At 54.6% G+C, this 23950-nt stretch carries 24 protein-coding genes; all 24 read left to right on the top strand.

Annotation, left to right across the window (positions count from 1 at the left end; translation table 11 throughout):
- Positions 1 to 9: 9 nt before the first annotated feature.
- Positions 10 to 1230: a flagellar hook protein FlgE gene (gene flgE, locus FHR99_RS03090; RefSeq protein WP_183409082.1), complete on the top strand. Its 1221-nt coding sequence runs from the start codon at positions 10 to 12 to the stop codon at positions 1228 to 1230.
- A 19-nt stretch (positions 1231 to 1249) separates the two neighbouring features.
- Entirely contained in the window at positions 1250 to 1990 is a 741-nt protein-coding gene (gene flgF, locus FHR99_RS03085) for a flagellar basal-body rod protein FlgF (protein WP_183409081.1), read from the top strand.
- Between the two features lie 15 nt (positions 1991 to 2005).
- The gene (flgG, locus tag FHR99_RS03080; protein WP_183409080.1) at positions 2006 to 2791 is read left to right on the top strand and encodes a flagellar basal-body rod protein FlgG; all 786 of its coding nucleotides are present in this window, start codon (positions 2006 to 2008) and stop codon (positions 2789 to 2791) included.
- Between the two features lie 12 nt (positions 2792 to 2803).
- Complete coding sequence (flgH, locus tag FHR99_RS03075; RefSeq protein ID WP_183409079.1) at positions 2804 to 3475, top strand: flagellar basal body L-ring protein FlgH; 672 nt, start codon at positions 2804 to 2806, stop codon at positions 3473 to 3475.
- 12 nt (positions 3476 to 3487) lie between these two features.
- A complete protein-coding gene (locus FHR99_RS03070; protein ID WP_183409078.1) occupies positions 3488 to 4588 on the top strand; it encodes a flagellar basal body P-ring protein FlgI in 1101 nt (366 codons plus the stop codon).
- Between the two features lie 13 nt (positions 4589 to 4601).
- Positions 4602 to 4964, top strand: a complete 363-nt coding sequence (locus FHR99_RS03065; protein ID WP_183409077.1) for a rod-binding protein — start codon at positions 4602 to 4604, stop codon at positions 4962 to 4964.
- 20 nt (positions 4965 to 4984) lie between these two features.
- Positions 4985 to 6874, top strand: a complete 1890-nt coding sequence (gene flgK / locus FHR99_RS03060; protein ID WP_183409076.1) for a flagellar hook-associated protein FlgK — start codon at positions 4985 to 4987, stop codon at positions 6872 to 6874.
- Positions 6875 to 6884: 10 nt separating this feature from the next.
- Complete coding sequence (gene flgL / locus FHR99_RS03055) at positions 6885 to 8078, top strand: flagellar hook-associated protein FlgL (protein ID WP_183409075.1); 1194 nt, start codon at positions 6885 to 6887, stop codon at positions 8076 to 8078.
- Between the two features lie 223 nt (positions 8079 to 8301).
- A complete protein-coding gene (locus tag FHR99_RS03050) occupies positions 8302 to 9732 on the top strand; it encodes a flagellin (RefSeq protein WP_183409074.1) in 1431 nt (476 codons plus the stop codon).
- A gap of 116 nt (positions 9733 to 9848) precedes the next feature.
- Positions 9849 to 10247: a flagellar protein FlaG gene (locus FHR99_RS03045; protein ID WP_183409073.1), complete on the top strand. Its 399-nt coding sequence runs from the start codon at positions 9849 to 9851 to the stop codon at positions 10245 to 10247.
- Between the two features lie 62 nt (positions 10248 to 10309).
- Positions 10310 to 11713, top strand: a complete 1404-nt coding sequence (gene fliD, locus FHR99_RS03040; protein WP_183409072.1) for a flagellar filament capping protein FliD — start codon at positions 10310 to 10312, stop codon at positions 11711 to 11713.
- Between the two features lie 86 nt (positions 11714 to 11799).
- Positions 11800 to 12219 carry a flagellar export chaperone FliS gene (gene fliS, locus FHR99_RS03035; protein ID WP_183409071.1) on the top strand — a complete coding sequence of 140 codons (420 nt, stop codon included), beginning with the start codon at positions 11800 to 11802 and terminating at the stop codon, positions 12217 to 12219.
- A gap of 8 nt (positions 12220 to 12227) precedes the next feature.
- The gene (locus FHR99_RS03030; protein ID WP_183409070.1) at positions 12228 to 12581 is read left to right on the top strand and encodes a flagellar protein FliT; all 354 of its coding nucleotides are present in this window, start codon (positions 12228 to 12230) and stop codon (positions 12579 to 12581) included.
- Between the two features lie 230 nt (positions 12582 to 12811).
- Entirely contained in the window at positions 12812 to 13876 is a 1065-nt protein-coding gene (locus tag FHR99_RS03025; protein ID WP_183409069.1) for a sigma-54 interaction domain-containing protein, read from the top strand.
- Positions 13877 to 14098: 222 nt separating this feature from the next.
- Complete coding sequence (locus FHR99_RS03020; RefSeq protein WP_183409068.1) at positions 14099 to 15427, top strand: sigma-54-dependent transcriptional regulator; 1329 nt, start codon at positions 14099 to 14101, stop codon at positions 15425 to 15427.
- A gap of 14 nt (positions 15428 to 15441) precedes the next feature.
- A complete protein-coding gene (gene fliE, locus FHR99_RS03015; protein WP_183409067.1) occupies positions 15442 to 15780 on the top strand; it encodes a flagellar hook-basal body complex protein FliE in 339 nt (112 codons plus the stop codon).
- 17 nt (positions 15781 to 15797) lie between these two features.
- Positions 15798 to 17414 carry a flagellar basal-body MS-ring/collar protein FliF gene (fliF, locus tag FHR99_RS03010; RefSeq protein WP_183409066.1) on the top strand — a complete coding sequence of 539 codons (1617 nt, stop codon included), beginning with the start codon at positions 15798 to 15800 and terminating at the stop codon, positions 17412 to 17414.
- Entirely contained in the window at positions 17404 to 18408 is a 1005-nt protein-coding gene (gene fliG, locus FHR99_RS03005; protein ID WP_183409065.1) for a flagellar motor switch protein FliG, read from the top strand. Before fliF ends, fliG begins: the two co-directional genes overlap by 11 nt.
- A gap of 22 nt (positions 18409 to 18430) precedes the next feature.
- On the top strand, positions 18431 to 19060 hold the full coding sequence (locus tag FHR99_RS03000; protein WP_183409064.1) for a FliH/SctL family protein: 630 nt from the start codon (positions 18431 to 18433) through the stop codon (positions 19058 to 19060).
- Positions 19057 to 20412, top strand: coding sequence for a flagellar protein export ATPase FliI (gene fliI / locus FHR99_RS02995; RefSeq protein WP_183409063.1), 1356 nt, complete (start codon positions 19057 to 19059; stop codon positions 20410 to 20412). The genes FHR99_RS03000 and fliI overlap by 4 nt, the downstream gene beginning before the upstream one ends.
- An 88-nt stretch (positions 20413 to 20500) precedes the next feature.
- Positions 20501 to 20956: a flagellar export protein FliJ gene (gene fliJ, locus FHR99_RS02990; protein ID WP_183409062.1), complete on the top strand. Its 456-nt coding sequence runs from the start codon at positions 20501 to 20503 to the stop codon at positions 20954 to 20956.
- A gap of 97 nt (positions 20957 to 21053) precedes the next feature.
- Positions 21054 to 22295, top strand: coding sequence for a flagellar hook-length control protein FliK (locus FHR99_RS02985; protein ID WP_183409061.1), 1242 nt, complete (start codon positions 21054 to 21056; stop codon positions 22293 to 22295).
- Positions 22296 to 22444: 149 nt separating this feature from the next.
- Positions 22445 to 22912 (top strand): flagellar basal body-associated FliL family protein, encoded by a 468-nt coding sequence (locus tag FHR99_RS02980; protein ID WP_183409060.1) that lies wholly within the window; start codon positions 22445 to 22447, stop codon positions 22910 to 22912.
- A 10-nt stretch (positions 22913 to 22922) separates the two neighbouring features.
- A complete protein-coding gene (locus tag FHR99_RS02975) occupies positions 22923 to 23948 on the top strand; it encodes a FliM/FliN family flagellar motor switch protein (protein ID WP_183409059.1) in 1026 nt (341 codons plus the stop codon).
- Positions 23949 to 23950: the final 2 nt, after the last annotated feature.

Here is a 23950-nt window from a genome sequence, read left to right as displayed (position 1 = left end):
AGAGCGCATATGAGCTTTGATATAGCAGTTACCGGCCTTAACGCCGCGTCAAAACTTCTCGATACCACCGCCAACAACATAGCCAATGTCGGCACCAACGGCTTTAAGCGTTCCAAAGCGGTTTTTTCGGACGTGTTTGCCAGTTCAATAACCGATACCGCTGCCACGCAAACGGGTTCCGGCGTCAAATTGGCGAAGATTGCCCAGCAGTTTTCTCAAGGCAATATTTCCCTGACCAACAATAATCTGGACTTGGCCATTAACGGCGATGGGTTTTTTACGCTCAGCAGCGTTGATAAAGGCCTGGTCTACACGCGTGCTGGTGAATTTAGCCTCGACAAAGACGGTTATGTGGTAAACAGCAATTTGAATCGCCTGCAGATCTTCCCGTCAACGGGTAACGGCTCCTACGCCAGTGGTTCGCTGATTGACCTGCAGCTCGAAAACTCTACATTCGCACCGCAGGCGACTACACAGGCCAACATAGGCCTGAATCTGCCCTCTGGCGCAAGTGTACCGGTGGCATCACCGTTCGATCCGAGCAATCTGAATACCTTCAATCACTCGTCGTCCATGACGATATACGATTCCCAAGGATCTTCTCACTCGGCCGCCATGTACTACGTCAAAGACGCCGCTCCCAACAGCTGGAGCCAGTATCTCTACATTGACGGTACAGCTGTAGGCGGTGCGAATAACCTGACCTTTGACGGTGCTGGTGTTCTTCTATCGCCGGCGAGCGGAACGATCACCTATCCCGCATACACGCCCACCAATGGCGCGAGCGACATTAACCTGACTGCGGACTTTGGTAACTCCACGCAGTTTGGTACCGATTTTGTGGTGAACAGTCTGTCTCAGGATGGTTTTGAAGCGGGCATTCTCAGCGGCGTGGAAATCGATGCTAATGGAGTTGTTTCAGCGCGTTATTCAAATCAGGCCTCTGAGCAGCTCGGCAAAGTCGCCGTAACGCTGTTTAACAACCCCCAGGGTTTGCAGCAGATCGGTAACAACACCTGGACCGAAACGTTTACAGCTGGCGCAGGCCGCCTCGGTGAGCCTGGAACCTCAAACTTCGGTCTGATTCAGTCCAGTGCGCTGGAAAGTTCCAACGTCGATCTGTCAGCCGAGCTGGTTGAGATGGTCACTGCACAACGCAACTTCCAGGCCAACGCCCAGGTAATCTCGACCGCTGATCAGATTACTCAGGCCATTCTGAACATCCGCTAAGCGGAAGTGAGTAAACGCAATGGATAAATTATTGTATTTGGGAATGACCGGCGCCAAGCAGACTTCGCTGGCGCAGGCGACCAATGCCAATAATTTGGCAAACGTCTCCACCACCGGTTACCGCGCTGACTTTCACAGTCTGTTCGCCGAACAGATTGCCGGCGCGGGCCTGCCAAGCCGCAGCAACTCAGTGCTCGCCGAAAACGGCATCGATACCAACTCGGGATCGCTGCAGCACACAGGCCGCACATTGGATGTGGCAGTTGGTGGCGAAGGCTGGTTTGCGGTGCAGACACCGGAAGGGCGCGAAGCCTATACCCGCCGCGGCGATCTGCAGTTGACCTCGGATGGTCAGCTGCTCACCGCGCAGGGTCATAACCTGCTGGGAGAAGGTGGCCCCATTGCGATTCCCGAACACAGCAGTCTCAGCATTGGCGGCGATGGCAGTATCTCGGTCGTGCCGTTAGGGCAGGGACCCGATACTCAGATCGTGATTGACCGCATTCGGGTGGTTGCCCTAGATGAATCACAATTGGTGAAAGGCGAAGATGGCCTGATTCGCCAGCGCAATGGTGCAGAGGGCGTTCCCGATGCAAGCCTGAAAGTCGTATCCGGCGCCCTTGAATCGTCCAACGTGAATGCCGTCGATGCCATGGTGCGCATGATTCATCTCGCGCGACGCTATGAAATGGACGTGAAGATTATGAGCACCGCGGGCGAGATGGCCGATACCGGCGCCAGCCTGATGCGTATGAGTTAATAGAGGAGAATTATCGTGAATCCATCACTCTGGGTAGCAAAAACCGGTCTTGATGCACAACAGACGCGGATGCAAGTGGTGAGCCACAACCTCGCCAATGCGAATACCGTCGGTTTTAAAAAGGGCCGAGCCTCGTTTGAGGACTTGCTCTATCAAAACGTGAGGCAAGTGGGGAGCCAAACCTCCCAGCAAACACGTTCGGCCACAGGTTTGCATCTCGGTACCGGTGTCAGAGTCGTCTCGACTGAAAAAGTCTTTAGCCAGGGCAGTGTTTCCCAAACCGGGAATTCACTGGATATGGCGATCGATGGTCGTGGTTTTTTCCAGATTACCTTACCCGATGGCACGCCGGCCTATACTCGGACTGGCGAATTCCAGCTGGACGACCAGGGGCAGGTGGTGACACCTGCGGGCCATGTGGTTGAACCGGGCATCACAGTTCCGCAGGGCGCACAGGCTGTTGCTATTGGTTCGGATGGCACGGTAACGGCTCAGCTCTCCGGTGGCAGTGCGCCTGTTCAGATCGGTACTTTCCAGCTTGTGGATTTCGTGAACCCGGAAGGCCTCGAGCCGATGGGTGAAAACCTGTATCTGGAATCTGCGTCAAGTGGTACGGCAACCGCCGGCACGCCGGGTCTTGGCGGTCTGGGAACCATTATGCAGGGTGCGCTGGAAACCTCAAATGTGAACGTGGTGGAAGAGCTGGTCAATATGATCGAAACCCAGCGCGCCTACGAGATGAACTCGAAAGCGATTTCCACCAGCGATCAAATGATGCAGTACCTGAATAACAATCTGTAGGAGAGTCGGCTAATGCACCGTGTCATAGCGATCTTTGCAGTGCTGTTGCTCACAGCCTGCGGTAGCGCACCTGAAAAAGAGCAGATCGCCGACAACGCCGAAATCATGGGCGGTGTTAAGCAGCGCGGTGCCGAAAGTCTGGGTTCTATTTATATGCCTTCGCGCGGTCTGAGTCTGTTTCTCGATCGTCGTGCACGCCAGGTTGGCGATTCCATTACGGTCACCCTGCTTGAGCAAACCGATGCATCGAAGCAGTCCAGTACCTCTACCGCGAAAGAACAGTCCAACTCGATCCCCGGTGTGACTCTGTTTGGACGGGGTGTGACCAAAGATGGCATCCCGATACTGGAAACATCTATCGAAGCCGATCAGGAATTTGCCGGTCAAGGCTCTTCATCGCAGAGCAACAGCCTAAAGGGCAGTGTGACGGTTACCGTGGCCGAAGTGCTGCCAAATGGCAACCTGTTAGTGCGCGGTGAAAAGTGGGTCACGATTAACCAAGGTGAAGAATTTATTCGCGTGACCGGTGTTGTGCGGCCTGAAGATATCGGTGCAGACAACTCGGTTCCCTCATTTAAATTGGCGGACGCCCGCATTACCTACAGTGGTAAAGGCGCGATTGCCGATGCCAACCGCATGGGCTGGCTCGGCCGATTCTTCCAGTCAGTTCTGTCACCTTTTTAGAGTGTGAATACTATGAAGAAGTCACTGTTTATCGCACTGTTCAGTCTGATTTTATCGGCTGATGTTTTCGCCGAACGTGTAAAGGATCTGGTGGACGTCGCGGGTGTTCGATCCAACCAGCTGGTCGGTTATGGACTGGTTGTAGGTCTGAACGGAACCGGTGACCAGACCAGTCAGGCGCCCTTTACCATTCAGAGCATCAAGAACATGCTGTCGAATTTCGGCGTGCGGGTGCCGGACAACGTTAATCCCCAGTTAAAAAACGTTGCGGCGGTATCACTACACGCCTCATTGCCGCCCTTTGCGAAACCCGGCCAGGCGATTGATGTCACGGTCTCATCTATTGGTAACGCCGCCAGTCTACGCGGTGGCAGTTTGTTAATGGCGCCGTTAATGGGTGCTGATGGCCAGGTCTACGCCATGGCTCAAGGCAGCCTTCTGGTCGGCGGGCTTGGTGTTCAGGGGCAAGACGGCTCTCGGGTTTCGGTCAATATTCCAAGCGCAGGCCGCATCCCTAACGGGGCTACTGTGGAGCGCCCGGCACCGAGTAGCATGACCGCAGATGGCACTATCTGGCTGAATCTGAAGATTCCCGATTTCACGACCGCGCATCGATTGGCCGAGCAGATCAATGAGGCTTATGGCCCTATGGCCGCTGAAGCCATTGATGCAACGTCTATCCGCGTCGCTGGCCCGAAACAAAAATCCCAGTATGTGACCTTTATTGCGATGCTGGAAAACCTCGAAGTCACTCCAGGTGAAGCGCCCGCCAGAGTCGTGGTCAACTCGCGATCAGGTACGGTGGTCATTGGCGGCAACGTTCGGGTCATGCCCGCAGCGGTCAGTCACGGTTCGCTCACCGTCTCCATTGCCGAAGGGGCAACTGTCAGCCAGCCGGGGGCGTTCTCGGGCGGGGAGACTGTGGTTATTCCTGATTCCGGCATCGAGGTCGACCAGGCAGAATCAAGGATGTTTTTGCTGGAAACAGGAGTGACCTTGGAAGAAATTGTTAAAGCGATCAACAACGTGGGCGCGGCCCCAGGTGATCTGGTGGCCATACTTGAAGCCTTGAGTCAGGCCGGTGCACTGCGCGCCGAACTGGTTGTCATCTAATGAGCGTGCGCTGATGGACATTGGCAAACAGCATTTCAATTACCACGATTTCGGCGGTTTTGCCGAAATGCGGCGCGAGGCTCAAAACCCGAACGGGGAGGGGGCCAAGGCTGCTGCGAAACAGTTTGAGTCCCTGTTCGTACAGATGATGCTCAAAGAAATGCGGGATTCCCTTCCCGAAGGTGGCCTGTTTAACGATCAGTCGCTGCGCTTCTATCAGGACATGATGGACAAGGAACTGTCACAGTCACTGGTTGCGGGCGATGGCATCGGGCTGTCAAAAATCATTGAGCGTCAGCTGACAATTACACCGGAAGCAGATGCACTGCGTGCGTCGCTGGTAGAAAAGCCAGAGGAGGCCAAACATGACGGCTGAAACAGGCAAGGAGATCTGTCATGGCTGATATGATGAATTCGGCGTTGTCTGCCATCGTTAGTTACCAGCGCGCACTGGCGACGACCAGTCACAACATTGCCAATGTGAATACCGAAGGCTACAGCCGGCAAAGTGTTTCGCTAAGCACCAATGTCCCTCAGAATTTTGGCTTTGGAGCAATCGGCAGTGGCGTGAGAGTCAGCACGATTGAGCGTCAATTCGATCAGTTTGTTGTTGATCAGATGCGCAATTCCAGCAGTTCCTACCATCAGGCGCAGGCCTATACAGATCTCGCGGCACAGGTTGATCGACTGCTATCCGATCCGAACAGCGGTATATCGTCTGCGCTGTCCAGCTTCTTTAATTCTATGCAACAGCTTTCGGATGATCCGAGTTCCATTCCTGCGCGCCAAGGCGTATTGGCCGAAGCGGATAATCTGACGAGTCGCTTGGCCTCCGTTGCGGGGCAATTCAGCGGCATTAGTCAGGAAATCAATACGCGGATGCGCTCCTCTGTCGAGGAAATCAATGGCCTGTCATCACACATTGCCGAATTGAATGAAGCCATTACTCGCGCCCGGGCTCAAACGGGAGGCAATGAGCCCAATGATTTGCTCGATCAGCGCGATCAGGCTTTGCTTGAACTGTCGAGTTTTATGGACATTAAAGTCGTCAAGCAGGATGGCGATACCATGAATGTGTTTACTAGTACCGGTGAATCCATTGTACTGAATAACCGCAGTATGGCGCTTGGCGTAACCGGCAGTGAATTTGATCCCACCCGCTTGGAGATAACTCTGGAAAGCGACAGCGGCACCCGTGAAATCAGTGGCTTGATCCGTGGCGGCAGTCTCGGCGGCGTATTGAATTTCCGGGAAGAACTGATGGATCCGGCCCTGGCCCAGCTCGGTCGCATGAGTTATGGCCTGGCGGAAGCTGCAAATTCCCAGCACCGTGCCGGTATGACCCTGAATGGCGAACTTGGTGGAGACCTGTTTTCTATCGCTTCGCCGGAAGGCGTTGCCTCACGCAATAACACCGGGGGCGCGCTCGTTACAGTCGGTATCACGGACACCGGCGATTTGACGACAGACAATTACCTGCTGCAATACAACGGCACGTCGTATCAGCTCTTTAACGCCCGCACCGGTGCTGCTGAACCCACTACGGGCACAGGCACTGCCGCTGATCCATTATTGGCCGCGGGAATGAGTATTTCACTCAGCACTACGCCTGCAACCGGTGACCGTTTTCTGATTAAGCCCACTTCCAATATGAGTGGCAGCCTGGAACTCGCGATTAGCCGTCCCGATGACCTTGCCGCTGCGGCCGCAACCCGCGTTAGCGCGGCAAGCACGAATCGGGGCGATGCGGCCTTGGTCTCAAGCTCTGTGATTGACGCAACCGATCCGCAGTTATTAACAACGGCCACCCTCGAATTTCTGAGCCCGACGACCTACCAGATCAACGGTGCGGGCAGTTTCACTTATACCCCGGGTACGGCAATTGATATTAACGGCAGTCGATTGACTCTGGATGGTACACCGGCGGCGGGTGATCGCTTTACGCTGTCATCGAATAGTGGCGGGGTGGGTGACAACCGTAACGCCTTGGCCTTGGCCAACCTGCAGGATCGCGGGCTGTTTGAAGGCGGCAACACCTCGGTTATGGATTCAGCGACAACCCTGCTGGGCGATGTAGCCGTGGCAACACGCGCTTCCTCGGTACAGGCCTCATCGCAGTTATCTCTGCTTGAACAGAGTGTGGCGCGGCGCGAATCGGTTTCCGGGGTAAATCTGGAGGAAGAAGCGGCCAATATGCTGCGTTTTCAGCAGGCCTATCAGGCAGCGTCACAAGCCGTCAGTACTTCGAACTCCCTGTTTCAGACGCTGATTAACGCCTTCCGATAGTGAGACGACGATGAGAATTTCATCTAACCAGCTTTTCCAGCAAGGTCTCAGTGCCATGATCGACAAGCAGTCGACCCTGAGCCGTACCCAATTGGAAATCAGTAGCGGTCAGCGCATCGCAACGGCAGCCGATGATCCCGTTGGCGCCGTGCGCGCGGCAGGTCTGGATGCAGCCATTGTACGAGGTGAGCAATACGTCAAAAACGCCGGGTTTGCACGAACCCGACTGGCCGCGGAAGAAAGTGCGGTCGATAATGCAATCAATGTGTTGCAGCGTCTGCGCGACCTGACCTTGCAGGCCAATAACGCCAGTCAAAGTAACGAATCCCGAGCTGCCATTGGTCGAGAAGTTCGCGAGCAGCTTGACAACCTGTTAGGGATTGCCAATACCGCCATGGGCGATGGCAATTACCTGTTCTCCGGTTATCAGGAGAAAGTTCAACCCTTTAGTTTTAGCAATGGCACATTGACCTACCACGGCGACGATGGACGGCGCGACATACAACTGGGGCCGGGGCGCAGCGTTGCGGATGCTGATCCAGGGTCGCAGGTTTTTGCCGGTATCCGTAAAGGTAACGGCGACTTTGAAGCACTGGCGAATTCCGCCAATACCGGTTCAGCGGTGGTCAGTGTTGGTTCGGTGACCGATAAAACGGCATGGGATGAGCGCACCTATGAAATTGTGTTCACCAGCCCTACGAATTACGACATCGTGGATGACACGTCCACGGTGATAAGCAGTGGAACATATAACGAAGGCGATACCATTGAGTTGGCCGGTGTCAGCGTTGGCCTAAGCGGCCCTGCCGCAGCCGGCGACCGTTTTACGGTTCGCGCCAGTGAACGCAGCGATGTTATGTCGATTGTCGAGCAGCTAGCGCAGACACTGGAAACAACCGCAAACACCAGTGGTGAGCGCGCCGCCCAAAGTAATGGATTGAACGTGGCGCTGAGCGATATCAGTCGAGCGATCGATCACCTAGTGGAGGTCCAGACCAGTATCGGCGCGCGGCTGAATGTGGTCGATCAGGAAGAAAATCTCAATGAGAACGTGAATGTGCAATTGCAGGGAACCCTGTCCGGCATTCGCGACGCCGATATTGTTGAAGCTGCCACACGCTTTAACCAAACACTCATAAGCCTGCAGGCTGCGCAGCAGGCCTTTGCCCGCGTTCAGCAGCTATCGCTGTTTAACGTACTGTAACCCCTGAGCCTTAATCTCACGTCATTGCGCAGCTAAAACACCGCATGGGGTGCGCTCCGGCGCCCAACGACGCGGTTATACGCATCCCACCTACGTACATCCACCTACAAAAAAAGTGTAAAGATCCCCAAAAATACGCCGATAAGATGAGTGAACGCGACGAGGCCTGCATGGCTGATGTCCCGAAACGAGCAAGACTCATACTCATTGAAGGAGTACAACCATGTCTCTGGTTATCAACACAAACGTTGCATCACTGAACGCTCAGCGTAACGTTGACCGTTCGCAAGGTGACCTCAACACGGCCCTGCAACGCCTGTCTACTGGCCTGCGTATCAACAGCGCCAAAGACGATGCGGCAGGTCTCGCCATCTCAACCCGTTTCACCACGCAGATCAACGGTCTGAACCAGGCTGTGCGAAACGCCAATGACGGCATCTCGCTGGCCCAGACTGGTGAGGCTGCGTTGGATGAAATTACCAACAACCTGCAGCGCATCCGCGAGCTGGCAGTTCAGTCTGCTAACGCCACGAACTCTGCGTCTGACCGTCAGGCTCTGGACGAAGAAGTTCAGCAGCGTCTGGCTGAGATCAACCGTATCGCTGGCCAAACAAGCTTCAATGGTCAGAAAATCCTGGACGGCAGCTTTGGTACTGCTCAGTTCCAAGTGGGCGCCAACGTGGGCGAGACCATTTCGGTCAACTTGGCTACTGGCGTAAAAGCCACTCAAATCGGTCAAATCGCGAGCGGCACCAATACCGTCACTACCGGTGCTTTTGCGGCCAATGACTTCAGCATCGCCGTAGGCTCCAACGACGCAGTTAACGTCGGCGCCTCAACCGCGGGCAGCGAGGGCATTGATGCGACACTGACCGAAGGTGGGCAGGCAGCTTCAAGTGCTTTTGCCAAGGCAGAAGCAATCAACTCGGCGGGTATTTCTGGTCTGAGTGCTACCGCAACCACCTCTGCGACCATCGCCTTTACGGACGTAACTAGCGCTGGTGGTGCTGGTACCTACTCACTGCAGATCAACGATACAATGATCTACGATGGCACCGTTGTATCCGCCACTCTGGACATCGACGATGTTGCTGCAGCTATCAACCAGAACTCCGCTTCAACCGGTGTAACGGCCGAAGTTGATGGTACTGATATCGTCCTCACTGCTGCGGATGGTCGCACAGTGCAGATTGACGAGACTTTGGGCGGCGATACTGCTGGCGGGGTAGGTGACTCCACCAACTACGGTTCACTGACACTGTCAGCGTCAGATACCATTACTCTTGCGGGCGATCCATCTACAGCTGGCTTTTCGGCCGGTACCATAGCGCTGGATACTGCTACGGTTTCTAGTGCATCGGTAACGACCGTAGCGAACTCCAACACCGCTATCCAGCGTGTGGACGCGGCGCTTGAGTCTGTGAGCACACTGCGCGGTGACTTCGGTGCGGTTCAAAACCGCTTCGAGTCCACCATCACCAACCTGCAAACCATCTCTGAAAACCTGTCTGCCTCGCGCAGCCGGATTCAGGATGCGGATTTCGCGGCCGAGACAGCCAAGCTGACTCGCGCGCAGATCCTGCAACAGGCTGGTATCTCCATCCTGGCTCAGGCCAACTCGGCACCGCAAAGTGTATTGTCCCTGCTGCAGTAAGTCGCAGCTGACCCGCCGGGCTAACCCAGCGGAGTCCAGTGATCGGGGGGATGGCCTTAGTGGCCATGCCCCTTTTCGCGTTTCGATTTCAGTAGCCGCGTGGAATGCGAGGTGAAATGATGGATATCAATGTCAACAAAAGTCAGGGCGTGGCCACAGCGGATGCGGCAACCAGAAGCTCGCCTAACCCGGATAGCGGCAAGACATTGCCGGTTTTACCGGTGTCGAAAGGCAATAGCGGCCAGGCCGCGGTGGTCCTCGAGGGCGGTAAATCGGCATCGCCGCCACCCGAGCTTAAAATGTCCAGTGAAACCGTTGAGCGCCTGAACAAGGTGCTGCAGGAAAGAGCTCGGGAGCTGGAGTTCTCGGTCGATGAAGACAGCGGGCACATCGTTGTCCGGGTGATTCACAAGGAAAGCGGAGAAGTAATTCGGCAATTGCCACCGGAGGTTGTGCTGCGTTTTGCAGACGCCTTTACCAAGGGTACCGGCAGCTTAGTGGAAGAATTCGCTTGATTGGCCCAAGGTTTGCATTGCTTTACAGTGAAGTACTGTGTTTTTTAACTCAGGGGTAGCGCATGGCACAGATTATCTCCAGCGGAATCGGTTCGGGGCTCGATGTCTCGGGCTTAGTGTCGCAGCTGGTACAGGCAGAGCGTGCCCCCGTAGAAAACCGCTTGAATACCAAGGAAATAAAAGCCCAATCCCGGTTGTCCGCGTACGGCACGTTGAAATCCTCACTGAGCAGTTTTCAGAGTGCGTTGACCGCGTTGCAGAACAGTGAGCTTTATCAAGGGCGCACCAGTACCGTTTCCAACAAAGATCTGTTCACTGTCAGCGCCGGGGATACCGCCTCGGTCGGCAATTACACCATTCAGGCCGAAAATTTGGCTAGTCGTCACAAGCTGGCCTCAACAGCCTTCGCAGATGACGATACTTCTGTGGGTACAGGAACGCTTACCTTCACTATCAGCGGTGAGAGCTTTGATCTCGAAATTAGCAGTGGCAGCGATTCCCTCTCTGCGATTCGCGATGCCGTTAACGATGCCAGTGACAACGTTGGTGTTAAAGCCTCGATCATTCGGGATGAAAACGGTAGCCATCTGATCTTCACAGCGGATGAAACGGGTGCCGACAACGCTATCACCATCAGTGCGACGACAACCGGTACAGATACCGGCGACCTGACCCAGCTGAATTTTGACCCCAACGCAATACCTGCGAACAACCCAATGACGGAACAACAGGAAGCTCTGGATGCAACGCTGATCATTGACGGGTTTACCGCCAAAAGTGCGACCAACACATTTGATAATGTGATTGACGACGTTTCGATCAACTTGAAGGACAGCGAAGCGGGGCAGAAAGAAAGCCTGGACATTGCTCTCGACAAATCCGCGGTTAAAAAAGCGATCAACCAATTTGTGCAGGCCTACAATACGCTGAGAGACAACATCAATACGCTGAAAGCCTATGATCCTGACACAGGTGCAGCAGGACTTCTTCAGGGTGATAGTGCAACCAATCGCTTATCCAGCCAGCTGCGACAAGCGATCAGTGACACGGTCTCGGGGGCCGACGCTGACCTCGATACCTTGGCTGAAATAGGTATAACTACGAACTTCGAAAACGGGACTTTGAAAGTCGACAAGGATATGCTCGACAGTCTCGTGGACGAACGCTTCGATGATTTTGTGTCGCTGTTTGCTGGCGACAACGGATTGGCATCGAGATTGGATGGCCTGGCTGATCAATACACGAAATTTGAAGGCACACTGGATACCCTGAGCAATGGCTTGCAGGGTGAGATTGATCGAATTACCGACCAAAGAGAAAGTTTGGCTAGGCGTCTGGCCAGTGTAGAAGCCCGCTATCTGCAGCAGTTTAACGCATTGGACACGCTACTTGGTGAGCTGAATCAGACCAGCAGTTTCCTGACATCCCAGCTCGATAATCTGCCTGGTTTCACGAAAAAGGATTAATAGGTATTTACCACCAATACCTAAAGATGGCCGTGTTTTGGTCGATATCCTGAGTAGCACAGGCCAACGCAGATGAGGACGAGGTTATGAGTTATTCCAACGGACGCGCCGTTAATGCCTACAACACAGTGGGTGTAAACAGCCGGATCGAATCCGCCAGCCCGCACCGTCTCATCAGCCTTTTGCTTGATGGTGCGCTGGAAAAAATCGCCGTTGCGAAAGGTCATATTCAGCGCAATGAAGTGACCGCCAAGGCTCAGTCTATTGGCCGCGCCATGTCGATCGTTGAAGGCCTGCGCATGAGCCTCGATCATTCGGTGAAGAACGAAATCACCACCAATCTGGACGAGCTCTACAGCTACATGGGGCGACGTTTGTTGTATGCCAATCTTAAATCCGATGCTGCGGTGCTGGACGAAGTCAGCGATTTGCTGCGCGAGCTCCATGAAGCCTGGACGGCCATTGGAGATCAGGAAACGAAACCCGCCATTGCAGCTGTAGAGTGACCACACTTATGGATAACGTTGTCTCGATCCAGAGCCGGGCTCTGGCCGAATGCAGTGAAAAGCTGGACCGGATTCGCGCGATCAGCGAGGCGATACTCGACGCTGCTGAAGAGGGCGACTGGGAACTGGCGCTCGCGCGGCAGCGATTTCGGAGTACCGAGCTGACTGCGTTCTACGCGCAAGGTGATGATCTGCCTCAAGAAGTTGCTGAAATGATCGCCGCTGGTATTCGTGAAATACTGGCTGTAGATGCCAAAGTGACAGATCTCGCCTGCAAGGGTAAAACCTCGCTACAAGAAGAAGCGGCCCTGAAACAGCGCAACAGCCTTGCGGCTCAGGCCTATCTCAACCAATCCTCATAGTACATTCCCCCGCCAGTGCGATGATTAAGGGGGGTATTTATGCGGGTATCTGCGTATACCTTCCTCCCTTCGTTACTCCTAAGCTGTAGTCAGACTGAGACAGTTTGAATCAGTCTGGCAGCGTAAAATCGCGCTCGCAGTAGACGCAGCGTTCAAAGGCAGAAATCTGGGGCTAGCAATTCCTTCAGCGCTTTGAGCCAACACTAATCAATAACGTGGCGAGATAAACGATGGCAGGTTCAACGGTCAAGGTGTCCTACATTCATGCCGATCGCGGTCCGCTGGGTCGTTCCGAAGCCCAGCGCAGTGTTCGCGAACTCATCGATCAGGTAGCCGCGTTTGATACCCTGGTGCTTATTCAGGGTGAGTCTGGCAGCGGCAAGGAAGTGGTTGCTCGATCCATTCACAATACCTCGAATCGCAAAGACAAGCCCTTCGTGCCCGTAAACTGCGGTGCGATTCCGCCCGACTTGCTCGAATCCGAGCTGTTCGGGCATGAGAAGGGGGCGTTTACCGGCGCAATCACCGCCCGCAAAGGCCGCTTTGAAATGGCTGAGGGCGGTACGCTGTTCCTCGACGAGATCGGGGACATGAGCTTCAACATGCAGGTAAAACTGCTGCGTGTGTTGCAGGAGCGATGTTTTGAGCGCGTCGGCAGCAACCAGACCATTCAGTGCAACGTGCGCATTCTGGCCGCAACGCACCGGGATCTGGGCGCAATGATCGAGGCGGGGACATTCCGTCACGATCTGTTTTACCGGCTGAATGTCTTTCCCATCACGGTTCCGCCACTGCGCGAGCATCTGTCCGACCTGCCGGAGCTGGTAACCCATTTTCTCGATCGCTTTAAAGAAAAGGGCATGGTGACACCGCGTTTCACCAAGACTGCTCTGGAAGCCCTGCAGGGCTATCACTGGCCAGGTAATGTTCGGGAGCTGGAAAACATTCTTGAGCGACTGTCTATTACTCACGGTGGCCGTCTGGTCAGTGCGCGCGACTTGCCTTGTCCGATCGGTTCTCCTCTGGCGAGTGAGGAAACGGCAGAGGAAATCAGTTTTCTGCTGGGCAATAGCAATGACGAAGACGAGGAAGTGCTTGAGAACGAAGCTTCCGACCCGGTTCTCGATTTGCCGGAAGAGGGCTTCGACCTGAAAGCACATATTCAGGCACTGGAAAAACAGTTTATTGTGCAGGCGCTGGAGCGCGCCAATGGCACAGTCACCCAGGCGGCGAAGCTGCTGGGCCTGCAGCGCACTACGCTGGCGGAAAAAATGAAGAAGCTGCAAATGACCTGATTAGCGGAAGAATTTATTGAGTAGAAACGGCGACCTTGTGTCGCCGTTTTTTATGTTGGGGGTAAAAGATTTTTGCTGTTAGAAGTGCCGCCAATAAACCGGCGTCAAAAAAATGTCGTCGGCACTTGTGCTCTCTGTAAGGTACTGAAATAAAAAGATAAAAAGCAATGGCACGGCGTTTGCAGTAACAAGGTTAACAGAAACCTTGAGAGCCCTGGTGCCATGAGCCTGAAACCCCGAAACGCCCGACTGCTGATCATCGATTCAACGCCTGCAACCGCGGCGTCGATGAAGCGAGCGTTGCTGCATGCAGGTTATGAAGTCGACTGCGGTCACTCTGAGCAGGAAGCCCTTACTGCCCTGCACAGCGCACGTTACAGCTTGGTACTCTGCGAAAAACCGTTCTACGAGTCGGGCGAGATTCTCAATGCCATTCGCGGCCTGTCAGTGCAGGTGCCGGTGCTGGTTACCGCAGACACACAGACCGTCAATGCGGTCGTAGAGGCCGTAAAGAGCGGCGCTGCCGATTTTCTGTCAAAGCCAATTGATCCAGCCATGCTGGTTAAGGTGGTAGCAGAATATGTGCCAGAGGAATCCTCAAATAATCTGATTGCCGCTGATCCCTCTACCTTGAAAATCTGCGACTTGGCTTCTCGGGTTGCCGCTACCGATGCCACAGTCCTGATCAGTGGCCCCAGCGGGGTCGGCAAGGAAGTTTTCGCACGCTATATCCACAGCCAATCCTCACGCACGGATCAACCCTTTATCGCCCTGAACTGCGCTGCGATTCCTGAGAATATGCTGGAAGCCATGCTCTTCGGCTATGAAAAGGGCGCCTACACCGGTGCTGTGAACAACCATATCGGCAAATTTGAGCAGGCCCAGGGTGGAACACTGCTTCTGGATGAAATCAGCGAGATGGATTTGTCGCTGCAGGCGAAGCTGCTGCGCGTCTTGCAAGAGAAAGAGCTCGAACGGCTGGGCGGCAAACGCACCATCCGTCTGAATGTGCGTGTACTGGCCACGACTAACCGCGATCTGCGAGAGACCGTAGCGCGCGGTGAATTTCGGGAAGACCTGTTTTACCGCTTGAATGTTTTCCCTCTCGCTATCCCGTCACTGCGTGCCCGCCCAGAAGACATTATTCCGCTGGCCAGACATTTTGTGACTATCGATCGCGATGCTGACCAGGTCAGCCGCCTGTCAGTGGCAGCTGAGCAGAAGTTGAAGGACTACCACTGGCCGGGGAACGTGCGCGAGCTCGACAACGTGATTCAGCGCGCCTTGATTCTCCAGTCCCGCCGCACTATTGATGCGGAGGATATCCAGTTTGAAAGTTTTGGGCTTCAAACTGCCACTCAGGCGGAGTGCGTTGAGCCATCAGGCGCCGGCAGTTTGAACGACTGGATGCGCACTCAGGAGCATCGGCAGATCGAGAATGCTATTCGACAGGGTGGCAGCAAAAAAGAAGCTGCGGCCATTCTGGGCATCAGTCCGCGCACGCTGCGCTACAAACTGCAACGACTGCGCGAAGCGCAGTACGCAAATTGAGTGAGGGCTAAATTATGTCTGACAATATGCGTGTAGACAGCATCCTCAGCCAGATCCGCGCCATTCGCAATGAAGCGAAACCGGCCGCGATAGAAGGGCTGAACCCGGTCAAGGAAGCGCAGCCCGCCCAGGATAGTTTTGCCAAAATGCTGACAGATTCCGTGAATGCCGTCAGCGATACCCAAAAAAGCGCCTCAGATCTGGCGCAGGCCTTCGAGCGTGGCGACAAGAATGTGAGCCTGGCAGAAGTGATGGTCGCTTCCCAAAAAGCCAATGTTTCTTTTACCGCGATGGTAGAAGTCCGCAACAAAATGATTGACGCGTATCAGGAAGTGATGCGCATGTCGGTGTGATGAGGGAGTGCGCCTAAATGGCTGAGGCTGCAGTAATGAATGCCGGTACCTTACGGCAAACCATAGAAAGTAAACCCTGGTTGCGCCAGATCATGATGATGGTGGGTATTGCCGCCAGCGTTGCGGTTGGTGTCGCGGCGGTCATGTGGTCACAGGAGCCCGAATACCGAACACTTTACGGCTCCATGCCGCCGGAGCGCTCTGCCTCTGTTCTGGATGCACTGTCCTCTTCGGGAATTCCCTATAGATTACAACAGCAAACCGGTGCGATTCTGGTGCCTGCGGATCGATTGCACGATGCGCGTATTCAGCTCGCCGGTTCCGGCGTGATCAATGACGGTTCCGGCCTGGAAATGCTGCGCGAAGAAAAAGGCTTCGGCGTCAGCGATTTCATGCAATCCAAGAAATACGAGCACGCGCTGGAAACCGAACTGGCCCGCACGATTGAAAGCATGCATCAGGTTCGCAAGGCACGGGTTCATCTGGCAATACCGAAGCAAACCGTATTCGTTCGCGATCAACGCAGCGCCAGTGCCTCGGTCATGCTGGATATCTACGCCGGCAGTACGCTGGATCGACAGCAGGTGCGCGCCATTATCAACATGGTGAGCGGCAGCGTACCGGAATTGGACGCAACGTCAGTCACCGTCGTGGATCAGACTGGCAATCTGCTGTCTTCTCTGGAAGAAGAGACCGGCTTAGAGGTCAGTGCGAAACAGTTTGAGTACCGGAAAAAGATTGAGAAGGAATACGAGAATCGTATTACCAACCTGCTCACGCCGATAGCCGGGCTGGGCAAGGTTAAGGTTCAGGCAGCGGTTGAGCTGGATTTTTCTCGTATGGAAGAGAGCCGCGAGAGCTGGAACCCTGAGGCGCAGGTACTCCGCAGTGAACAGGTGAACACCAATCGCCGTGGCGGCGCTGCCGGTGCGGGCGGTGTGCCCGGGGCCTTGGCAAATCAGCCGGTTGGCCGAGCCGACGCCAATGGCGGGGAAAATGAAACAACGGAAAGCAGCTCAATCACCCGAAACTATGAAATCGAGAGGGTGCTTAACTATACAGCTCGACCGGCGGGTGACATTCAACGCATTTCCGTGGCGGTGGTCCTCGATGATGCGGTCGCAGAGCCCACGCCTGATGGCGAAGGTGAGGGCGCAACGAAAGCTGCCTATACCGCCGATCAATTGGCGCAACTGTCTGGTCTGGTGCGTGATGCGATTGGTTTTGACGAGGCACGCGGTGACCGGGTGAGTGTGATCGCTACCAGTTTCCGCCCCGCGATGATTGAAGAGGGTGAGCCTGAGGCACCGCCGCTGTGGGAGCAGCCCTGGTTTGTTGGCCTGTTGAAGCAAGTGCTGACCGGTATTGCGGTCATTCTTATCGTGTTCAGTGTGATTCGCCCGAGCATCAAATCGCTCATGCAAGCACAAACGGGTGCCAAGGATCTGGCTCCTGCGGCGAACTCCGGCCATGGAGGCGGTGCAGAGTTGAGCCCGGCCATTGCCGCGTTGGCGGCACCGGGCAGTGTACAGAAAGTGGAAGAGGGCCTCGATGCGATACGAGAAGTAGCGGATCAGGATCCAAAATTGGTAGCGCAAGTGGTTAAAAACTGGGTGGCACGCGATGGAAAATAGTGTGGAAATCAGTGGTAGCGAGCAGGCCGCTGTCCTATTGCTGATGATGGGTGAGGAACGTGCAGCCAAGATTCTGCAGCATGTCGACTACGAAGCCGTAGAAAAAATCGGTGCGGCGATGGCTGGCATCAAACAGGTCGATTCTAACCGTGCTCACTCTGTCTGCAATCAATTTCGCGAAGATCTCAACAGTCATACCCCCTTGGGTATCGGTGTGCCGGGTTACGTAAGAAACCTGTTGGTTAACACTATGGGTGAGCAAACGGGCAGCACCCTGGCAGATCGCTTGCTTGGTGACGACAGCCCGCGGGAGCTGGATTCGCTGCGCTGGATGGATCCAGACACGATTCTGCATATTTTGCAGGACGAACATCCCCAAATTATTGCTATTACCTTGGCGCATCTCGACCAGAGTTTGTCTTCGCGTGTCGTCGCAAAGTTGGAAGAAGGCTTACAGGAAGATGTTCTGTTCAGAATTGCGACGATGGACAAAATCCCTGAATCTGCGATGAAACAGCTGCAGTCGACCCTGAAAACCAAGCTGGATTTGTCTTCTAGCTTCAAAACCAAAACTGTGGATGGTGCTACAACTGCCGCCGGCATTCTAAATGGTCTTGATGGCGACACTGAGGCCAGGATTCTGGAAACTTTGGCTAAAACCGATGAAACCATGCGGCAGCGGCTTGAGGATCTCATGTTCGTGTTTGGCAATTTGGCTGAGCTGGACAATAAGGGTATGCAGTTGCTGCTGCGTGAAGTGACCAGCGAACAGCTGTCTGTTGCACTGAAGGGCGCCGACGAACTGGTTCGTGACAAGGTCTTCAGCAATATGTCCAAGCGCGCCAAGGAACTGTTGGTGGACGATATGGAAAGCCGTGGCCCGACCAAGCTCAGTGATGTGGAAGATGCACAAAAAGCTATCCTCGCCGTGGCGAGGCAACTGGCTGAGGATGGCAAAATTAACCTCGGCAGCTCTTCCGACGACTATGTTTAAGGGGTTGGTGGAATAGCCATTGATGAGCGCGAATCTGAACGAAGACGCCTACGACCTGCGCTTGCTTAATGACGGCGATGCACAGGGCTGGACCCCGCCTAGCGTGGCGAGTGCCACGGCAGCTACGTCACAGGCTGAAAATGAAGAACAGCAGATTCTTGCCTTGATTGAGGAGGCCCGTCAAGAAGGCCTGGAGATGGGGCGCGCGGAAGGTTTACGTGAATATCAGCAGAAAATTGCTGAAGTTCAGCAGCTGATTCAAGCCTTGGCCAGTCCTCTGGACGCGTTGGACGAGCTGGTAGAGCAACAACTGGCACAACTGGCGCTGGGAATTGGCCAGCAATTGGCGCAGCATCGCCTGGAGCATCATCCCGACGATATCGTCGCTGTAGTTAAAGCCGGACTCGAGCTGCTACCGGTTAGCGCCGAGCCCGCCAGAATCAAGGTTCACCACGCTGATGCCGCCATTCTCCGAGAGGCCGATACCGTGGACCATCGCATTGAAATCATTGAAGACCCGGCTGTGGCGCGTGGCGGCTGCCTGCTGCTGGCAGGCAGTTCCACGATAGATCGCAGCGTGGCAGCGCGGCTCAAGCAAGTGGTGAATAAGGTCTTGGGCGAAGGCGCCGACTTCCCGGAGGAGGGCGAATGAGGGCTGATACCAGACAGCTACAGCGAAACCAGCGTTGGCATGGCGCCTTACAGGGGCTGACCAGCAACCTGGAAAAAACAGAACCCCTTCTGGTTGAAGGTAAGTTGAAGCGTGTTGTGGGAACCACCCTGGAAGCCGAAGGTTGTTCAGTGCCCATTGGCGGCTATTGCCGCGTCGCTACTGCCGACGGTGGATGGCTGGAAACGGAAGTCGTAGGCTTTGCTGGCGATAGAACCCTGCTAATGCCGACCGGGGAGTTGCGTGGGGTTATGCCCAATGCGCGAGTTGTTCCCTCACCCGGCGGTGGCGAGTTACTGGTTGGCGATCAGTTGCAAGGGCGAATTATTGATGCCTCTGGGCGAGCTCTGGATGGCCGCGGCCCGCTGAACTGCACTGAAACCCGATCAATCCAATCAACGCCTATTAACCCCCTGTCGCGCAACCCAATTCGCGAGCCGCTGGACGTCGGCGTGAAAGCCATCAACGGTATGTTGACCGTTGGGCGCGGCCAACGGATTGGCTTATTTGCCGGCAGCGGCGTCGGTAAGAGTGTGCTGCTTGGCATGATGACCAAGTTCACCAATGCCGATGTGATTGTCGTGGGCCTTATTGGTGAGCGGGGCCGAGAAGTTAAGGAGTTCGTCGATTCGATATTGGGTAGCGAGGGCATGTCCCGGTCAGTAGTTATCGCTACACCGGCGGATCACCCGCCACTCATGCGTTTGCGCGGTGCCTGGCTGGCAACCGCCGTGGCTGAACACTTTCGCGATCAGGGAAAAAACGTATTGCTTCTGATGGACTCTCTGACAAGATTTGCTCAGGCGCAGCGTGAAATCGCTCTTGCTGTCGGTGAACCACCGGCGACTAAGGGCTACCCACCCTCCGTTTTTGCACGATTGCCGCAATTGGTAGAGCGAGCGGGTAACGGTGCACTCGGTGGTGGTTCAATTACGGCTTTTTATACCGTGCTGGCTGAGGGCGATGACCAAAACGACCCGATTGTCGATTCAGCAAGAGCTATTCTCGATGGCCATATCGTGTTGTCGAGAAAACTGGCAGAAGCCGGACACTACCCGGCGATTGATATTGAACAGTCTGTCAGTCGGGTGATGAACGACATAGCAGACAAAAGTCACCTGGATATGGTGCGATTTCTGCGGCAGAACTACGGATTATATCAGCAGAACCGGGACCTCATCACGATCGGCGCCTATCAGAAAGGCAGTGACCCGAGACTGGATGAAGCCGTGAGGCTGTGGCCCAAGATTAACCGTTTTCTACAACAGGATGTGCGGGAATCAGTAGGCTTTGATGCCAGTCTGGACAGTTTGTTTGCAATCGGCGGTAACTGACGAGCAGTACCCGTCATACCACGAGCGGTGAGCTCGAGCACAGTGAAGGAAGACGGGATTGATTACCTAATTACGGGGAATAAGCGGAATGCAGCGCTCAAAACGAATCACTAAAGTGGCGGAAATCGCTGAACGCGAAGAAAAAATCGCCGCCGAGAAGTTCCAGAATGCGCTTAGCAATTATCAGAACGCTAACAACAAATTAACCGAACTGGCTGAGTACCACGCGGAATACTCACAACGCTCCAAGCCTGCAGCAGGGAACCTCAATTTATCCAGCTTGCAGGATACGCGTGCTTTTTTGCGCAAACTGAGCGAAGTGATCACCATTCAGAAATCTGTCGTCAACCAGAGCGAGTTGCAGCTGGAAAAGGCGCGTCAGCACTGGCTTGAGAAAAAGCAGAAAACCACTTCCCTCGATCGCCTCGCGCACAACTACCGCAAAGAAGAGCACGCTGAACTTGCCAGAAGAGAGCAACTGAACAGCGACGACCTGAATGTGCTTCGTTTTAGCTGGATGCAGCGTCAACAGTCTGCACAGTGACATGTCTGGCACGCCATTTGCTCTCTTAAATACCGTCAAGCTGAATTCAATAGAGCGCATCCCTTTTAAGCGCTCTCTGCCGTGAGATATTTTGTTAATGGAAATTAGCCAATCCAACAATCTTGGTGATCTTGCAGCGCTGCTGCAGCTGCCTCTGCAGGCAGGAAATCCCTCTCAGTTGCCCCTTTCAGCCAGCGCGAATCCCAGTGATGGTGTGGCTTTCGGCAAGATCATGAGTCAGCTCCACGGCGCTGATCAGCCCCTTAACGTGGCCCAGACTGCGACCGAGACAGCACTTGTGCAGCCGATACAGGAAACGGCCCCGGCCTCTTTTGCCAACGCCTCGTTCGGATTGGTGACGGAGGGGGATAGCGGCAAAGACTTGCCGCTAGTGCGGCAAGTCGCAACCGAAAAATTGTCTGTTGTCGATGGCCTCCCACAAGATTTTGGCCATAGTGTAGCCCTGACTGCGCAACAATCGCTGCCATCGGAGCAGGCCGCTCTTGCAAGACAAGCCAGCGCCCAATTGGGTGGTATTCCCGACAGTCCACAGTCAGAACAGATGTCGCGCGGTAGTCAGGAGCAGGGATCTACCTCACAGCCAAAACTTGAAGGCCAGTCACCGGCTGAGCCGAAACCGGGTAGTGCTGAGTCGTCCAATGCCATTTGGCGGGATCGGGAGTTGAATCCATCGCAAACGGCGGTTTCTGATCTGGCCGCAAAACCTCAGCCTGAACCGAGCGAGACGCTGAAGACAGCCCTCCCGGTGGAGCTTCCCAAAAAGATTACCCGCCAGGAAGACGGGACCGGCAATGTACACCGGACCCTGGAAGGCCTGTCAGCGCTGAATCTGAGTCGCACCAGTAGTGCTACCCCGGTGCTTGAATCGGCAAGCCCTCAGGGCTTTACCGAGAAGGCGGTAGCCGATGCCTTTACCGAGAAAGTCGTATGGATGACAGGGCAGGGCGCGCAGCGCGCTAATCTGCAACTACACCCTGCTGAACTGGGTGCTCTCCAGATTCGTGTCACGATGATCGAAAACACGGCTCAGGTCGAAATTCATGCTCAGAACGCTGATACCGGCGAAATGCTGGAAACCTTGCTGCCTCGCCTTCAAAGCGCACTCGAACAGCAGGGCGTGAAAGTGGACGAGCTTAAACTCAATGCCAATGCACTGTTTGCAGAATCTGGTGAAGAGCGCTCCAGTCAGGCGAAAACCAATCAGAATAACACCCCTCAACAAACCTCCGAATCAGGGGATACCGAAGCAGACTCTGGTGGCGCCATCATAACGGAACTCTCGGGTAGCGAAGCGGGCCGTGTCGATTACTACGCCTGACGCGTCAGGATTTTGGCGTCTCGCTTTTAGAGCAATAAAAATATAGTGAAATCAGAAGGTTAAATACTGGCATAGCGTTTGCTATCACTCTGGGTAGTACCCAATAGCGCCTGATTTTTGGCGCAAGGAAGAGTGGAGCAGATTTGGCTATGAAAAATATTCTGATTATCGCGGCAGCCCAGACGGTTTTAGTTGCACTAACCGTTGTGGGCACTTGGTTCATGTTTCAATCAACCCAGCCGGCTGCCCCGGCAGTGGCTGGCGAGGGCGGTGAACTTGCCGCACCCGTTAAAGCCGATCCTATCTACATCTCTGTTGATCCTGCCTTTGTCGTCAATATGGAAGACCGGGGGAAAATGCGTTTTCTGCAAATGCAGCTCGAAGTCATGAGCCGCAATTCAGATGTAGAAGAGCTGATGGATAAGCACTACACGCGCGTAAGAAACGACCTCATTTTGACCTTTGATGGTCTGACCATGGATGACATCCGTCAGACCGAAGGGAAAACCAATCTTCAAGAAAGAGCACGCGTAGCGATCAACAACGTCTTGCTGGATGAGGCGGAGATTGAAGAGGCCATAGAGGCCGTGTACTTCACAAAATTCGTCGTGCAGTGAGGTCTTAATCGTGGCTGGTGTACTCGATCAGGAAGAAATTGATGCGCTGATGGGCGGCTTGGAAACCGGCGAACTTGAAACCGGGGAGCAGGAAGCGGTTGGGGTCGAATCCGAAACTGCAGTCACGGAAGCATCTACCGGCGGCAAAGCCAAAAGCTTCGACTACAGCAAGCATCACTACGCGCTGCATCGGCTGTTGCCAAAAATCCGGGAAGTACACAGCAACTACGCGGAAGCGCTGCAGGAAAAGATCGGCAAGCTTTCCTCGTCGGTCAACAAGGTAGAGATCGACGAATTGACCGTTACCGATCTGGATGAGCTCAGCCCACGCATAGACACACCGTGTCGCCTTGCCATTATTACTGCCAAGCCTATCGCCAGCCCGGTTTTGCTCGCCATAGAGTCCGATCTCGTGTTCGACATTGTTAACCGTTATTTCGGCGGCGGTAACAGCCTGCGCAAGACCCGCTTGAGCGAAAAATTTTCTTCAACCGAGATGAAGCTCAGTGAACTCCTGGTAGAAGACATGGTGACCGAGCTCGCCCCCGCGTGGCAGCCCTTGTTAGATATCGCGCCGACCATTAGCGGTTGGGAGTTCGATCCCCGTTCAGTAGACGCCTTGGACGAAAAAGAAGCACTGATCGCTACGCGCTTTAAAGTGAATTTCGATAATGGTGAGGGTGGTATTTGGGTGGTAGTGCCCTGGCACGGACTTGAACCCTTGCGCGGCCAGCTGAAAACCGCTGACAACCTCGCCTTGCCCAATACCGACCCAAATTGGCAGCCGAAATTTGTTGAAGGCCTGGAAGAAGCCAGTGTCGAGCTCGTTGCCGTGTTATCCGAGCAAAAGATCAAATTGAAGCATGCCATGCAATTGAAGAAGGGCGATGTCATTGCAATTAACGATCCGAAAGAAGTGGATATCAAAGTCGGTTGCGTACGTTTGATGCGAGCCCATTTTGGTACCCACGAAGGAAATATGGCCGCGCAGGTTCTCGAAATCTTGCGCAGCCCCATGGCCAACCGTCAGAAATAGAG

It is taken from the genome of Litorivivens lipolytica (assembly GCF_014191715.1).
GTDB lineage: Bacteria > Pseudomonadota > Gammaproteobacteria > Pseudomonadales > Spongiibacteraceae > Litorivivens > Litorivivens lipolytica.
Note: the sequence above shows the minus strand (reverse complement) of the source record. Positions and strands in the feature narration are given on the sequence as shown.